At 49.2% G+C, this 14,822-nt stretch carries 12 protein-coding genes; 1 reads left to right on the top strand and 11 read right to left on the bottom strand.

Going from position 1 to position 14,822, the window contains the following annotated elements:
• Positions 1–42: 42 nt before the first annotated feature.
• Positions 43–1,050, bottom strand: a complete 1,008-nt coding sequence (gene dctP / locus Q4488_RS00870; protein ID WP_303578551.1) for a TRAP transporter substrate-binding protein DctP — start codon at positions 1,048–1,050, stop codon at positions 43–45.
• A 427-nt stretch (positions 1,051–1,477) separates the two neighbouring features.
• Between dctP and Q4488_RS00865 the strand changes: the two genes are divergently transcribed.
• Positions 1,478–2,536, top strand: coding sequence for a GlxA family transcriptional regulator (locus Q4488_RS00865; protein WP_303578550.1), 1,059 nt, complete (start codon positions 1,478–1,480; stop codon positions 2,534–2,536).
• Between the two features lie 122 nt (positions 2,537–2,658).
• Here the strand turns inward: Q4488_RS00865 and Q4488_RS00860 are convergent, their stop codons facing one another.
• The 10 genes from Q4488_RS00860 to Q4488_RS00815 form a co-directional block, all read right to left on the bottom strand.
• Positions 2,659–4,038, bottom strand: a complete 1,380-nt coding sequence (locus tag Q4488_RS00860; protein ID WP_303578549.1) for an L-serine ammonia-lyase — start codon at positions 4,036–4,038, stop codon at positions 2,659–2,661.
• Positions 4,039–4,319: 281 nt separating this feature from the next.
• Positions 4,320–5,186, bottom strand: a complete 867-nt coding sequence (gene purU, locus Q4488_RS00855; protein WP_303578659.1) for a formyltetrahydrofolate deformylase — start codon at positions 5,184–5,186, stop codon at positions 4,320–4,322.
• Between the two features lie 88 nt (positions 5,187–5,274).
• Positions 5,275–5,946, bottom strand: a complete 672-nt coding sequence (locus Q4488_RS00850; RefSeq protein ID WP_303578548.1) for a sarcosine oxidase subunit gamma — start codon at positions 5,944–5,946, stop codon at positions 5,275–5,277.
• Positions 5,939–8,956 carry a sarcosine oxidase subunit alpha family protein gene (locus tag Q4488_RS00845; RefSeq protein ID WP_303578547.1) on the bottom strand — a complete coding sequence of 1,006 codons (3,018 nt, stop codon included), beginning with the start codon at positions 8,954–8,956 and terminating at the stop codon, positions 5,939–5,941. Before Q4488_RS00845 ends, Q4488_RS00850 begins: the two co-directional genes overlap by 8 nt.
• 13 nt (positions 8,957–8,969) lie before the next feature.
• On the bottom strand, positions 8,970–9,254 hold the full coding sequence (locus tag Q4488_RS00840; protein ID WP_303578546.1) for a sarcosine oxidase subunit delta: 285 nt from the start codon (positions 9,252–9,254) through the stop codon (positions 8,970–8,972).
• A gap of 12 nt (positions 9,255–9,266) precedes the next feature.
• Positions 9,267–10,520, bottom strand: a complete 1,254-nt coding sequence (locus tag Q4488_RS00835) for a sarcosine oxidase subunit beta family protein (RefSeq protein WP_303578545.1) — start codon at positions 10,518–10,520, stop codon at positions 9,267–9,269.
• Between the two features lie 70 nt (positions 10,521–10,590).
• Positions 10,591–11,853, bottom strand: coding sequence for a serine hydroxymethyltransferase (glyA, locus tag Q4488_RS00830; protein WP_303578544.1), 1,263 nt, complete (start codon positions 11,851–11,853; stop codon positions 10,591–10,593).
• A 696-nt stretch (positions 11,854–12,549) separates the two neighbouring features.
• Positions 12,550–12,882, bottom strand: coding sequence for an AzlD domain-containing protein (locus Q4488_RS00825; RefSeq protein WP_303578543.1), 333 nt, complete (start codon positions 12,880–12,882; stop codon positions 12,550–12,552).
• On the bottom strand, positions 12,875–13,582 hold the full coding sequence (locus Q4488_RS00820; protein ID WP_303578542.1) for an AzlC family ABC transporter permease: 708 nt from the start codon (positions 13,580–13,582) through the stop codon (positions 12,875–12,877). Before Q4488_RS00820 ends, Q4488_RS00825 begins: the two co-directional genes overlap by 8 nt.
• Before the next feature lie 110 nt (positions 13,583–13,692).
• Positions 13,693–14,802, bottom strand: coding sequence for a hybrid-cluster NAD(P)-dependent oxidoreductase (locus tag Q4488_RS00815; RefSeq protein WP_303578541.1), 1,110 nt, complete (start codon positions 14,800–14,802; stop codon positions 13,693–13,695).
• Positions 14,803–14,822 lie beyond the last annotated feature (20 nt).

Genomic DNA, 14,822 nt, shown 5'->3' with positions numbered 1-14,822 from the left:
CGTAGCACTCCCCACCATAAGGCGGGGAGTCAAGAGTAAAACTTAAAGGTCAGATTTTACTTTTTCTAAGATATCTTTACCCAAACGATCTTCCAGTTTAGGCCAAGTTTTAGCACGAATTTCAGTGGCCATTGCGCTGCGCTCAGCATCGGTTAGCGGTAGGATCTTAACGCCAAACGCTTCAAGCTTTTTCAGGTTAGCGGCATCGTTTTCACGGCTCCAGTCAACAAAACCCGCCGCCGCTTTAGCAAAGACCTCGCTAATCACTCTGCGCTGCTCTTCGTTTAACTTTTTCTCCCAGGTTTTCTTACTGGCATAATAAGCGTAGTTTTCAACAAAGGCGTTGTAAGGAATATAATTTTCAATCGCTTCTTTAAAGGTTGTGTAAGCCGCTTCAGGTGTTGCACCAATCATACCGTCAACCACACCCTGCTGAATCGCAGGGAACGCATCACCCCAATCAATCGTAGTGGTGTTATAACCCATATCTTTAGTGGCTAACTTAGCAGACTGAGCACTCCACACACGGATATTCTGACCTTTAGGCCCGGTGGTTGTGTAGTTCTCCGGCATAGAAGAGGACATCACACCGATAAAGCCCTCAGCGGTCACGCCCAGTAATTTCAGGCCCATCTTATCCATACGCTGATCGAAGATACCGTAGAAATTAGAGCCGGGGCTAAATACCTTCTCCATTTCATCGTAGTTAGATACCAGATATGGCAGTGAGTTAATCTCCAACACGGGGTCTTTATGGCTATAAACAAATGAGTGAACAATATCGATACTGCCACGTACGGCTTCGCCGATCAGTTGCTCACCAGAGCCAAGCTGACCTGCTGGATAGAGTTTGATTTTCAAATCAACGCCGGCACCTTCTAGGTCGGCTTTAATCTGACGTAATACTTGCGATGCATATTGATCTGGGGCGTGCTGACTAGCAATACGCAAGGTGGTCGCAGAGGCAACAGGTGTCGCCAATACTGCGCCTAATACCAGGCTGGAGGCGATAGCAGATTTCAAACTATAGCGACTATTGATTTTTTTCATTGTGGTCTCCGCGTTTTATATAAGCAGGTTATTTTTATATATTGATTAACATAGATATCGAAACAGCCATCAACGTACTGTCGACCTTAATCAATCGTTTAAAAACGAACACCTATTTTATACAGGGATAAAACCCACTTAAAAAGCCCTCAAAAAACCATGAAAAAACGCATGAAATTCATTCATAAAAACAAATGTAAACCAAAACAAACAAAACCATTATTAAATGGCTAAAACAACTAAATCAACCCAAAAACGGTCATATAAAAATTACAAAAAGCAATGCGATTTACAGCATAAAATCATCAAACAAATACTCATTAACATCTATTTACAATCTTTTACAATATTAAAAAAACAAAAATCATCTGATTACCACCCCGTCGATAAAACTGATATAACACAGACATTATAAAAGAGTTAAATCATGGCCATCATAAAAGAAAAACGACATTTTAGTGCACTGATGCGTGATACGAACAGTGCTTTTCTGCCATCAGGCAGACAGGATGAAGCCATCCTAGAAGTTGGTTTTGTGCTTCAACAGCACTTTTCCCTCGCCAGCTTTACCGCTGCGGTCGATACACTGGTCACCGCTAACCTTGTCTGTACGACACCGTTATTTCACTATCAAACCTATGCTGCTGAAACCTCCCCAGTGTTGAGTGACCTTGGTATAGAGATAGCCGCTCAAGGGTCGCTCAGTAGCCTGATTAACCAGCCACTACCCGACCTGTTGATTATCTGCGGTGGTTACCGTTGTTCAACCCAACCAGATGCCGCTCTCACCCACCTACTTAAGCTAGCCGATAACCAAGATCGATTGCTTGGCGGCCTATGGAATGGCGCAATTGCGCTGGCTCATGCCGGCTTATTAGATACGTTAAGTTGTGCCTTACACCCTGATAACCATGCCTATATACGCGAACAGTTTCCGAAGGTGAAGGTCAGTGAACAGGTGAGCATCATAGAAGAAAAACGCCTGACCAGTGCTGGACCGATGAGTGCCATGGGGATGATGTTGCAGTTGATCAGCCAACTGCGAGGCAAGGATATCACTCGCGCTATTCGCGAGATTATCAGTTGTGATCAGCTCTCAGAAAGCAGCCATGTGCGCATTAATCAGCCAGGGGACAACCCCTGCTTACCGCAAAACTTACGCGATATTATGGCGTTAATGGTCGCTAATATTGAAGAGCCGATGAGCGTGGAAGAGTTAGCCGCTTGTACCGGCATCTCACGTCGCCAAATCGAGCGCTTATTCCAGAATCATCTAGAGACCTCGCCAGGACGTTACTATTTAGAGTTGCGCATTACCCATGCTCGCCGTTTACTCTTACAGAGCAATGAATCGATCACCAATATTGCGCTGGCCAGTGGTTTTATCAGCACCAGCCATTTCAGTAACTGCTACAACTGCTACAAAGACTATTTCGGTGCCTCCCCGAGCCATGCCCGGGAACAGTCCAAAAAGATGGACCTTTAACGCCATCACGCAACGTAAACAACGATAAAACCGTTGTTCACAGCGGCTAACGTATTAACGCGTACCTTAGAATACACAGCAGAGTGCACCCAAGACGGTCTCTTAGGTGCATGCCGCTCATATCAACACTCAATCGCGTTAACCGCTAGGCCTCCACGGGACGTCTCTTTGTACTTATCTTGCATATCCATGCCGGTATCGCGCATGGTGCGAATCACCTTATCCAGTGAAATAAAGTGTTTCCCATCGCCTCGCAGCGCCATCTGTGCCGCATTGATCGCTTTCATTGCGCCAATGGCGTTGCGTTCAATACAGGGCACTTGCACGAGGCCACCCACAGGATCACAGGTTAAGCCTAGATTATGCTCGAGTCCTATTTCAGCCGCGTTTTCCACCTGCTCTGGGGTACCCCCGAGTACTTCACATAAGCCCGCCGCAGCCATCGCACAGGCCGAACCCACCTCGCCCTGACAGCCCACTTCAGCGCCTGAAATTGATGCGTTCTTCTTACACAGCGCGCCAATCGCGGCGGCCGCTAGCATAAAATCAACCACATTTTCTTCGGTCGAGTTCTGAGTGAACTCTGTGTAATACATCAATACCGCCGGTAGAATGCCAGCGGCACCATTGGTTGGCGCCGTGACCATACGCCCACCCGCTGCATTTTCTTCATTCACCGCCAATGCGTAAAGGTTAATCCAATCCATCGCCCCTAGAGTCGAGGAGATAATATTAGGCTTAGTCGATCGAATCAGGGATTTATGTAGACTCATCGCCCGTCGCTTAACATTGAGTCCGCCGGGCAAAATACCCTCGCTGTGCAAACCATTCGCGATACAATCTTTCATCGCCGCCCAGATATCCATCAAGCCATCGCGGATTTCCCGTTCGCTGCGCCAGACTTTTTCATTTTCCATCATCAATTGACTGACCGAGAATTGATGCTCCTCACAGAGTTTCAGCAGTTCTACCGCATTATTAAATTCGTAAGGTAGGCTAACCTGAGGCACTAAGTGAGCATCCGCCGTGGCTTCACTTTCATCGATGACAAACCCGCCACCGATAGAATAGTAAGTGTTCTCATAGAGAACCTGATCATCGGCATCTAACGCGGTTAAACCCATCGCATTGGGATGATACGGCAGGTTTTCCTCTAACAGCTTCATATCTCGCTGCCAGACAAATTCGATGGGATATTGCCCCAGCAAATGAAGTGTATTGCTTTCTTTTAGGGCCATCACTGTTGGCAAAATCATATCCGGATCGATGTCAGCAGGCCGTTCCCCCATTAAGCCAACAATCACCGAGTTATCGGTACCATGACCAATACCGGTTGCACTTAACGAGCCGTAGAGATCGACCCGAATGTGGGCAACGGATTTGGCTAAATCTTGCTCAGCTAAGTAGTCGGCAAAATTAGCGGCAGCCACCATTGGCCCCACCGTATGAGAACTGGACGGACCAACGCCTATTTTAAAAAGATCGAAAACAGAGATAGACATAAAGGCTCCACCGCGCATTCTGTGCGCTGTATTTATACTAAAAATTAATTATGGTCTGATATCAGTGTAGCTGTATGCCAATTTACGACCTGAAATTTGCCAACTGCGTTGCAGTGGGCTATTTGCCATCAGCGTCGGCCGTCATTGACAAGAAAAAGAGGTTAGCCGGAATGAGCCACACACTACATACCCCTCTGGAAGAAGTAATCCCGACCAACCTCATAAAGACACGCTGCTCACCTGAGTGAAAAACGCTACAGCATTAACAAGGGAGAAACCCTTTAGCTGGAGAAAACGATCGTCCGTCCGCCATTGAGAAACACGCGCTTTTCAATGTGATAACGGATGGCATTGAATAGCGTCACTCGCTCAACATCCTGCCCTTTCGAGACTAAGTCTTCGGGATAAAAAGCATGATCAACGGTCTGAATACCCTGGGTGATAATCGGCCCTTCATCCAAGTCATTATTCACATAGTGTGCGGTGGCACCCACCATTTTCACGCCTTTTTCCCACGCTTGATGATAAGGCCTAGCGCCTTTAAAACCGGGTAACAGAGAGTGATGAATATTAATCGCCTTACCGTTGAGCTGCTCACACATCCACGGAGATAGCACCTGCATGTAACGCGCTAGCACGGTGAGTTCGATATCATACTGTTGCAGTAGTTTGACGATCTCTGCTTCTTGTTCCGGCTTGGTCTCTGGGGTAATCGGCAGATGGTAATACGGGATATCGTGCCACTGCGCCAACGCTTCAAGATCAGGATGATTAGAGATAATCACCGGTACTTCAATATTCAACTGACCAGTACGATAGCGATACAGCAAGTCATTAAGACAATGATCATACTTTGACACCATAATCGCCACCCGAGGCCGATGCTCAGGTTCGGTCAGATCCCATTGCATACCAAATTCAGCGGCCCGCGGCGCGAACTCAGCATCGAATTTTGCCTCACTGAAATCGTCGTTAATGGGTTGAAACTCAATACGGATAAAGAATTGCTTAGATACTCGATCATCAAATGAGTGAATCTCATCAACATAATAGCCCGACTCCGCCATGAAGCGGGTAACCACATCGACGGTGCCTAACATGCTGGGACAGCTTGCAGTAAAAATCCAAGGCTTTGATTTTATTATCATTGTCATGGGAGAACTCCTGCTCTTATTGAGCATACATACATAAAACCAGCCCTTAGGCTGGTTTTATTCAGTTAAGGCAGAGCAACTATCAGGCTTCGATAACGAGGCCATACTCTAGACTAGCATCTTGTATCCAGAGCCAAATATAATCTGAAAACGAGCGACGAATCACCAGTTCAAAACGTTGCTCATCGATACGCCGAATGGTCGCCGTACTCTTAGCGAATAACGTCGAAACCACTTTGCCCACCGGGAAGCTGTTAAGGTGCAGATCAACCGAGGTGGCTTTCTGCAACAACGTCACCGCATTGTCACCGGACAGCTCTAATACCGTTGAACCACCGCTGCTGTTAACCAGTGAATAATGACCCGGCATCGCATCACGAAACTTCGTTTCAATCTCGAAGGTTTCTAGCCCTGGTACCAGAATGAGCCATTCATCCGGTGACATCCAACGAATCGAGTAATTGCCACTTTCAACCGATGATAGGGGTTGCAGGGGTAACGCAACGCCCAATACCCGCTCCACCGCCGCCAGCTGCTCAGCATTTTCTGCATTACAGCGTAGCGTCAAATGCCCCAACAACTTATGCTCACGCAGATGGATACCACCGGTTTTCGGGCCTTGCTGTGCAAGGCTGGCAAAATCCGCATGATGCAGTGGCGATTGCCCTTCAATCTCTGAGCCAGGTACCTGATTCATTATTGCCGCTTTGGTGGCTGCACTCTCGGCAGCCGTCATGTTATTTAGATCAGACATTTTGACGCTCCCCTTTCGGATCGAAGAAGATCGGGCTGCAAATTTCAGCTTCAATCACCGTGCCATCGGCCATTGGGTAATACACCGTTTCACCCATTTTATCGAGACCGCCTTTAATAAAGCCCATCGCAATCGAGTGGCCTAGCGTTTCACTCCAATAACTGGAACTGATATGCCCTTGGATTTCCAGCGGCTTAGGACCTTTAGGATCCAATACCGCGGCAGAACCTTCCGGAATCACTTGCTTAGGATCTTTGGTTTTTAAGCCCACCAACTGTTTACGGTTTTCCCGCGTACAGTCCGAACGATTCATCCCCCGCTTACCAATGTAGCTGAATGGCTTCTGATTAGAGACGCACCAGCCCATGCCCAAGTCATAAGGATGCACCGAACCATCAGTGTCCTGACCGGCAATGATAAAGCCTTTCTCCGCGCGCAGAATGTGCATGGTTTCTGTACCGTAAGGGGTCAGGCCATATTTAGCCCCCGCTTCGATCAGTTTTTCCCATACATGCATGCCATAGTTCGCCTGCACGTTGATCTCAAATGACAACTCACCGGTAAAGGAGATACGGAATACCCGAGCAGGAACACCCGCCACGGTAATCTGTTTCCAATCCATATAACGGAAATCATCATTGGTGACATCGGCATCGGTCAATTCTGCCAACAATTTACGGCTGTTAGGGCCAGTAATCGTAGCGGTTGACCAATGATCCGTCACGGTATTGAAATAGACTTCCAACTCTGGCCATTCGGTTTGATGGTAAATTTCCAACCATTCATACACATGCGCTGCGCCACCCGTGGTGGTGGTCATGACGAAGTGATTTTCACCCAGACAAGCGGTAACACCATCATCGAACACCATGCCGTCTTCGCCACACATCAGGCCATAACGACACTTGCCCACGGCTAACTTAGCCCAAGCATTGGAATACACACGGCCGAGGAACTCACGCGCATCTTTACCCTGAATATCAATTTTACCCAGTGTCGAAGCATCCAGAATACCCACCGAATTACGCACCGCTAGGCACTCACGGTTAAGGGTTTGCTGCATGGTTTCGCCCGCTTGAGGGAAATACCAAGGGCGCTTCCACTGTCCTACATCCTCAAACAGCGCGCCTTGCTGCACATGCCATTTATGCATCGCGGTGTAACGCTCGGGCTCAAACAGTGCGCCACAGTTACGCCCGATAATCGCACCAAAGGCAATCGGCGTGTAGTTTGGACGGAAAACCGTTGTACCGGTTTCGGGAATCGACTTATTCAGCGCTTTCGCCGCCACCGCCATGCCGTTGATATTACCCAACTTACCCTGATCGGTACCAAATCCCATCGCGGTATAACGCTTCACATGCTCAATCGCTTCAAAGCCTTCGCGACAAGCAATTTCAATACCCGCAGCCGTCACATCGGTTTGATAATCGACAAACTGTTTCGGCGCTTGAGAGGTTGGTTTCAAGTGCGGAATATGAAACAGACTCATCGGCGCTGCAACTTTCATCGCTTCGGTTTCAGGCAACACCACGTTAGCGGCGGCTAAGCCCACTTCCGCCAACGCTTTCTGACCCGCATCGAAGCCTTCTTGCAAGGCTATCGCCGTTTCATACTGGCCATTGATACCACCGGCGGTCAGTTGCTTCTGCACGGTAGCGCCGGGCAAGAAGCCAACCACGGAGTCACTCCAAACAGGGCGACTACCGGTATGACAAGACAGATGAATAACGGGGCTCCAACCGCCGGATGTGGCCACGGTATCGGCTTTCAGCTTAGTCACTGAACCAATAACTTTAGTACCGCTGGCACTCAAGCCGGCGACTGACACGCCAGTCACACGTTTCGTGCCCTGCACTTCAATCACGGCAGAACCGGAAATGATATTCAGGCCTCGTTGACGCGCCGCTTCGGTACGATCACCCACCGCTGCTTCACGAGTATCGACAATGGCGACCACTTTACGGCCAGCATCGGCCCAATCCAACGCGGCTTGATAACCGTAATCATTGGTGGTCATCACCACCAATTCGTTACCCGGTACGACGCCGTAACGATTGATATAGGTAGAAACAGCACCGGCGACCATGCAACCCGGTACATCGTTGTTAGCATAAACCAATGGACGTTCATGAGCACCCGTTGCCAGTACCACCCATTTAGCCCGAACGCGATGCATCCGCTGACGCACCTGATTGACCGGTGCAATATCCGCCAAATGATCGGTGCAACGCTCATGAATCGTGAGGAAATTATGATCGTGATAACCATTCACCGTTGAACGCGGTAACAGCAAAACATCATCATAACGGCTGAGCTCTTCAACCACGGCCCGCACCCACTCAGAGGCAGGCTTACCATCGAGTTTTTCAGTGCCATTGAGCAGGCTACCGCCAAACTCATTTTGCTCATCGGCAATAATCACCCGAGCGCCACCACGAGCAGCCGTTAACGCCGCCGCTAAACCCGCAGGCCCAGCACCCACAATCATCACATCGCAGTGCTGATTGATGCTGTCATAAGTATCGGGATCTCTTTCGCGGGGCGCACGGCCAATACCGGCGGCCTTACGAATCATCGATTCATAGGTGTCCCACAGGGATTCCGGAAACATAAACGTTTTGTAGTAGAAGCCCGGTGGCATCATATTGCCACCCACTTTACCAATCATGCCCATCACATCGGTATCGACACTCGGCCAACCGTTGGTTGAAGCCGAGACTAAACCATTAAACAGCTCTTGCTGTGTGGCACGCACGTTAGGCACCTGAGTGGCTTCCGTCGCCCCCAATTGCAATACCGCATTCGGCTCTTCGGCGCCACAGGCGACGATGCCACGAGGACGGCTATATTTGAAGCTACGTGCAACCACGTCGATACCGTTAGCCAGCATCGCTGATGCCAGCGTATCACCCTTAAAGCCTTTATACTGTTTACCGTTATAGGTAAACGTCAGCGGTGTGGAACGGTCAATACGACCTCCGCTAGTGAGGCGGTTCTGCTGTGTCATGATTCCGCTCCTGTTACTCAGCAACTACAGATGGCTGTTCGCCAATCTTGTAGACTTCTTTAATTTCGTAGCTCTGGGTGTCGCGAGTCATATTGAAAAACTTCCGACAACCGGCCGCATGTACCCATAATTCATGATGAAGACCGCGCGGGTTTTTGCGGAAAAACAGATACTCACCCCACTCTTCATCAGAACAGGCTTCAGGATCCAACGGGCGAGAAATATGCGCCTGACCGGCACAATGAAACTCGTCTTCTTCACGGTATTCCGCACAATGCGGGCAATAGATATGTAACATGTTAAGCCCCTATTAGTGTGCGACGCCGGCAGCGCCGTGTTCATCGATCAGTGCACCCGTATGGAAGCGCTGTATAGAGAAAGGTTCGGCAATCGGATGGGGTTTACCATCGGCCAAGGTATGCGCAAACAAGTTGCCAGAACCCGGCGTGCCTTTAAATCCACCGGTACCCCAACCACAGTTGAAGAACAGGTTCTTAATCGGCGTCTCAGAAATAATCGGGCTGGCATCAGGACAAGCATCGACAATACCGCCCCACTGACGGTTCATCCGCACCCGGCTGGTGCAAGGGAACATTTCAACAATCGCTTGAATGGTATGTTCGATAATGCCGTAAGAACCGCGCTGACCATAACCTACCCAACCATCGATACCGGCACCGATCACCAAGTCACCCTTATCGGATTGACTCATATAGCCATGTACATGGTTAGACATCACCACCGTATCCAGGAACGGCTTGATCGGTTCAGACACTAAAGCCTGCAACGGATGCGATTCAACTGGCAGTTCGATACCGGCCATTTTCGCTAATACACCACTGTTACCCGCCACTACACAACCGACACGATCAGCCTTCAAAACACCGTACTGCTTGGTTTTTACACCGGTGATTTTGCCATCGCTGATCTCCATATCGATCACTTCACAGTTTTGAATCAGATCGACACCCAGTGCATCTGCCGCACGGGCATAACCCCAAGCCACGGCATCATGACGCGCGTTACCGGCACGCCGCTGCACCGAGGCACCCATGATGGGATAACGGGCATTTTTCGAGCAATCCATGGTCGGAATCTCTTTTTGCAGCTGTTCGGCATCGACCATTTCGTTATCGATACCCTGCAAGCGGTTAGCCGCGACCAGCCGCTCATTACTGCGCATATCCTGCAGTGTATGACAGGTATGATAAACACCTCGCTGCGAGAACATCACGTTGTAGTTCAGTTCCTGTGCGAGACCTTCCCACAGCTGCATCGAATGTTCATACAGCGCAGCCGATTCATCCCACAGATAGTTAGAACGTACAATGGTGGTGTTACGACAGGCGTTACCGCCACCGAGATGCCCCTTCTCCAGCACCGCCACATTGGTGATACCGTGCTCTTTCGCCAAGTAATACGCGGTCGCCAAACCGTGGCCGCCACCACCGATAATGATCACATCATATTTTTTCTTTGGCGTAGGATTGCGCCATACACGCTGCCAGTTTTCATGATGTGTCAGACTGTGTTTAAACAGCCCGAAACCTGAATATTTCTGCATTACATCAGCTCCAACTCAATGGGCGGCTCGTCGCTTACACGTCGCTATCGGCCGCCGGGTGTTTAAAAACTTACTTATAAACCGGATAATCGGCGCATAACGCCTTAACCTGTTGTTTCACTTCAACGATTTTTGCTTCTAGCGCTTCAGGCTGATTCAGTACATCCAGTAGATCGGCAATCCAACCGGCTAATACACGGCACTGTTCTTCTTTAAAGCCACGTGTGGTAATCACAGGAGAGCCGATACGCAAACCCGAGGTCACAAACGGTGATTGTGGATCGCCCGGTACAGCATTTTTATTGACGGTGATATTGGCCAGACCCAGCGCCGCATCGGCATCTTTACCGGTCAGCCCTTGTTTGATCAGGCTCAACAAAAACAGATGGTTTTTAGTGCCACCGGAAACAATCTCAAAACCACGCTCTTTGAGGACATCGGCCATCACGCTGGCATTTTTAATCACCTGCGCTTGATAGGTTTTGAATTCAGGCTCTAGCGCTTCTTTAAACGCAACGGCTTTCGCGGCGATAACATGCATCAGCGGGCCGCCCTGTCCTCCGGGGAATACCGCCGAGTTAAGTTTCTTTTCAAATTCGCTATTGCGAGACAGAATCAAACCACCCCGTGGGCCACGTAGCGTCTTGTGAGTGGTTGTCGTGACGACATCGGCAAAAGGGACCGGGTTTGGATAAAGACCCGCCGCCACTAGGCCGGCAACGTGCGCCATATCGACAAACAGGTAAGCGCCTACTTTATCGGCGATCTCGCGGAAACGCGCCCAATCGACAATCTGAGAATAGGCCGAGAAACCCGCCACGATCATTTTAGGCTTGTGCTCGAGCGCTAAACGCTCAACTTCGTCATAATCGATCTCGCCGGTCGCTTCGTTCAAACCATACTGAACCGCGTGATAGATTTTGCCGGAAAAGTTAACATGAGAACCGTGAGTCAAGTGACCACCGTGCGCAAGGCTCATACCTAGCACCGTATCGCCCGGTGCACATAATGCCATATACACGGCCGCATTAGCCTGCGAGCCCGAGTGTGGTTGAACGTTGGCATACTCAGCACCGAACAGCTCTTTAGCACGATCCAGTGCCAACTGTTCAACGACATCGACGTATTCACAACCACCGTAATAACGCTTTTCAGGATAACCTTCGGCGTATTTATTGGTCAGAGCAGAACCTTGCGCCTGCATCACTCGCGGACTGGTATAGTTCTCAGATGCAATCAGCTCGATATGATCTTCTTGACGCACTTCCTCGTTACAGATCGCATTCCACAATACGTCATCATATCCCTGAATCAAGTCTTCTTTCTTAAACATCTGAACCTCCACGCCAGATCAAATCAGGCGAGCCTAAATATCAATTTATCGTTATGTATGAGAATGTCTGGCACTGCGGTCATACAGATGACAACAGATTAGATTTCGTGAGATTGATATTAACGGGTCTACTTAAAGCCGCTATGCTCGAACACGCCTCGAGAATGTCCAAATACGACAGAGCATCAGATCGCAAAAATTCATGTCGCAATGAGAATAGTGATGAACAAAGCACCTCTAGCGAGGGTATTAACGATGGGCGATGCTTGCACAGAACAGATAATGCACATCAAGAACACGATTACGGCTTTATCGCTGTGAGGGCACAGCGCCTACCTTGCGGAACTCAAACAAGCGAAGCGTTCGAACGTCAGATCGCTGTGAGGGCACAGCGCCTACCTTGCGGATCTCAAACAAGCGAAGCGTTCGAACGTCAGATCGCTGTGAGGGCACAACAACTATCTTACGGACCTCAAACAAGCGAAGCGTTCGAACGTCAGACTACGATCTTATCGCTGTGAGGGCACAGCTCCTACCTGTCAGGCCTCAGACAAACGAAGCGTTCGAACGTCGGACGACGGCCTTATCGCTGCGAGGGCACAGCTCCTACCTTGCGGATCTCAGACAAACGAAGCGTTCGAACGTCAGACTACGATCTTATCGCTGTGAGGGCACAGCTCCTACCGCCTCGCGATACTAACTACTCATATACCGCAGCAACCATAAACAGATCATCCCACCGGTAACAGGCCAGAAAACACTGCGGCTAAACCGAGCAATTAAGATAGCGATAAGGGCAGCGATCCATTGAAAATAGTCCGGCTGATACGCCGTTAGGGGGCGGGTAAACACGATAGCGGGAATACACAGTGCCGCTAAAATAGCCGGCGGTAATAGCATTAAAATATGCTTACTTCGAGCGATCAACGCTTCTGCACTGCCATGAAACTGAATGAAAGAGAGGCGAATAAAAAAGGTGCCTAAGCCAACGACGATAAACAGTAACCAGAGTTGCAGGTTATCACTCATGAGAACGCCCTTTCATTTTTAGCCAACTCGGTAATAACAAACCACCCGAAACACCCGCCACCACGGCAACGATAAAGCCGCTATTAAACGGCAATAATTGAAAGGCGATAGCGCAGCAACCGGAGATCATCGCCACCATAAACAACAAACGGCTGGTAATGGTGGTCACCAACATCGCGAGAAAAGCTAGCGGAATGGTAAATTCCAGCGACCAATGGGCAGGAATCCCCGCGCCTAATACGATACCCAGTATCACCGATATCATCCAAGTAACGTAGAGCGCTAATGCCACCCCAGCTAAATACCAAATTCGTTCCGAGCGATTCTTAGCCATCTCCATTGGCATTGAGCAAAGCCCATAGACCTGATCCGATAAGATATAGGCTAATGAAAAACGATAGCGTTTAGGCAACGGCCCCAGTATCGGGGCAAAAGAAGCGCTATAAATCGCAAAACGTAGATTAATCACCATGGTGGTCGCCACTATGATAATAAAGGGGGCATTATCTTGAATCAGCGAATAAGCCGCCAACTGTGCAGAACCGGCAAAAAATAACGCCGTCATTCCCACCACCATCGCCGGATCCATCCCTAGCGAAACACCGGTAGCACCTGTGATCAACCCGAACGGTAACACCCCCGACATCAACGGCAGCAGATCCCGCACGCCCAACCAAAACTGTTTACGATAATCCTTCACACTCGATTCCTTGCAGTAATACCTTAGCCATCAGCTACTTAAAGCAAAAAGCAGGGCCGAAGCCCTGCAATCCTAATAACAAGTAGTGATTATGACATTAGCCGCTGACATTAGTAATCAATTTCAATATCACCTTGTACTTGAGTACAGCACGATAACACATACCCCTGCGCTATTTCCTCATCGGTAATGCCACCATTTTGCTGCATATCATACTCGCCGGAAATCACTTTAACTCGACATGCTCCACAGATCCCCACACCACAGGCCTTGGCAATATTAATACCCGCTTCCGCGGCGGCCTCATTGAGGTTAATGCCCAATTCAACCGCGGTTGATGTGCCGGACTCCATGAAGCGCACCTCAACCAACTCTTTCGGCTCCTGCGCTTCTATCTCTGCCTCATCGGCATGTTTTTCTGCCCGCTCAACATCCTTGACCGGTGTTTCGCCAAACGACTCTTCATGATAGCGATCCATATCGAAGCCCGCCTCTTGCAGCATGGCTTTAACCGCGCTCATATAGGGCTGTGGACCACAACAGAATACTTCTCGTTCTTGAAAATCGGGGGCGATCAAGCCGAGCATCGGTAAATTAAGATAACCCCGATACCCTCCCCACGCCTGACCGATCTCCGTATGTTCACAGATCAGGTGCAGTTTAAAGTTATCCACCCGCGTAGACATATATTCCAGTTCGCGCGCATAAATAATATCGTTGGGGGTGCGAGTGCTATGGGCAAACACCATGTCCACATCAGAGTCGGTATCAAACCACCAGCGGGCCATCGACATCACCGGTGTGATACCCACACCGCCTGATAACAGTAAAACTTTTTCCGCCGGAAAATCCATCCCATTAAACTGCCCCACCGGGCCATGCACCGCAATTTGATCGCCGGATTTAAGGTTCTCATGTAGCCAATTCGATACTTTACCACCCGGCACTTTCTTAACGGTGATCGAAAAACTATAAGGGATCGAGGGTGAACTCGAAATGGTATAAGAACGCATTAAACGTTCGCCATCAATATCCAGCTCTAAGGTGACGAATTGTCCCGGTTTAAAGAAAAATAACACCGGTTGGTTCATACCAAAGGTAAAGGTTGTCACGTCGTGGGTTTCAGCAATCACTTTAACGCAACGTACCAAATGACGACCATTTGACCAGGTCTGGGTCATCATCGGATTCATAAAATCGGAGGTATTAAATTCACTCATCGGTTTCTCCCATCCAGTTA

The organism is Amphritea sp. 1_MG-2023 (assembly GCF_030547545.1).
In the GTDB taxonomy this organism is placed as follows: domain Bacteria; phylum Pseudomonadota; class Gammaproteobacteria; order Pseudomonadales; family Balneatricaceae; genus Amphritea.
This window is presented reverse-complemented; position numbering and strand designations above follow the sequence as displayed.

Bases quoted from the DNA above. Each gene is read 5' to 3' on its own strand.
- dctP (WP_303578551.1), bottom strand. From the start codon at position 1,050: ATGAAAAAAATCAATAGTCGCTATAGTTTGAAATCTGCTATCGCCTCC.
- Q4488_RS00865 (WP_303578550.1), top strand. From the start codon at position 1,478: ATGGCCATCATAAAAGAAAAACGACATTTTAGTGCACTGATGCGTGAT.
- Q4488_RS00860 (WP_303578549.1), bottom strand. From the start codon at position 4,038: ATGTCTATCTCTGTTTTCGATCTTTTTAAAATAGGCGTTGGTCCGTCC.
- purU (WP_303578659.1), bottom strand. From the start codon at position 5,186: ATGATAATAAAATCAAAGCCTTGGATTTTTACTGCAAGCTGTCCCAGC.
- Q4488_RS00850 (WP_303578548.1), bottom strand. From the start codon at position 5,946: ATGTCTGATCTAAATAACATGACGGCTGCCGAGAGTGCAGCCACCAAA.
- Q4488_RS00845 (WP_303578547.1), bottom strand. From the start codon at position 8,956: ATGACACAGCAGAACCGCCTCACTAGCGGAGGTCGTATTGACCGTTCC.
- Q4488_RS00840 (WP_303578546.1), bottom strand. From the start codon at position 9,254: ATGTTACATATCTATTGCCCGCATTGTGCGGAATACCGTGAAGAAGAC.
- Q4488_RS00835 (WP_303578545.1), bottom strand. From the start codon at position 10,520: ATGCAGAAATATTCAGGTTTCGGGCTGTTTAAACACAGTCTGACACAT.
- glyA (WP_303578544.1), bottom strand. From the start codon at position 11,853: ATGTTTAAGAAAGAAGACTTGATTCAGGGATATGATGACGTATTGTGG.
- Q4488_RS00825 (WP_303578543.1), bottom strand. From the start codon at position 12,882: ATGAGTGATAACCTGCAACTCTGGTTACTGTTTATCGTCGTTGGCTTA.
- Q4488_RS00815 (WP_303578541.1), bottom strand. From the start codon at position 14,802: ATGAGTGAATTTAATACCTCCGATTTTATGAATCCGATGATGACCCAG.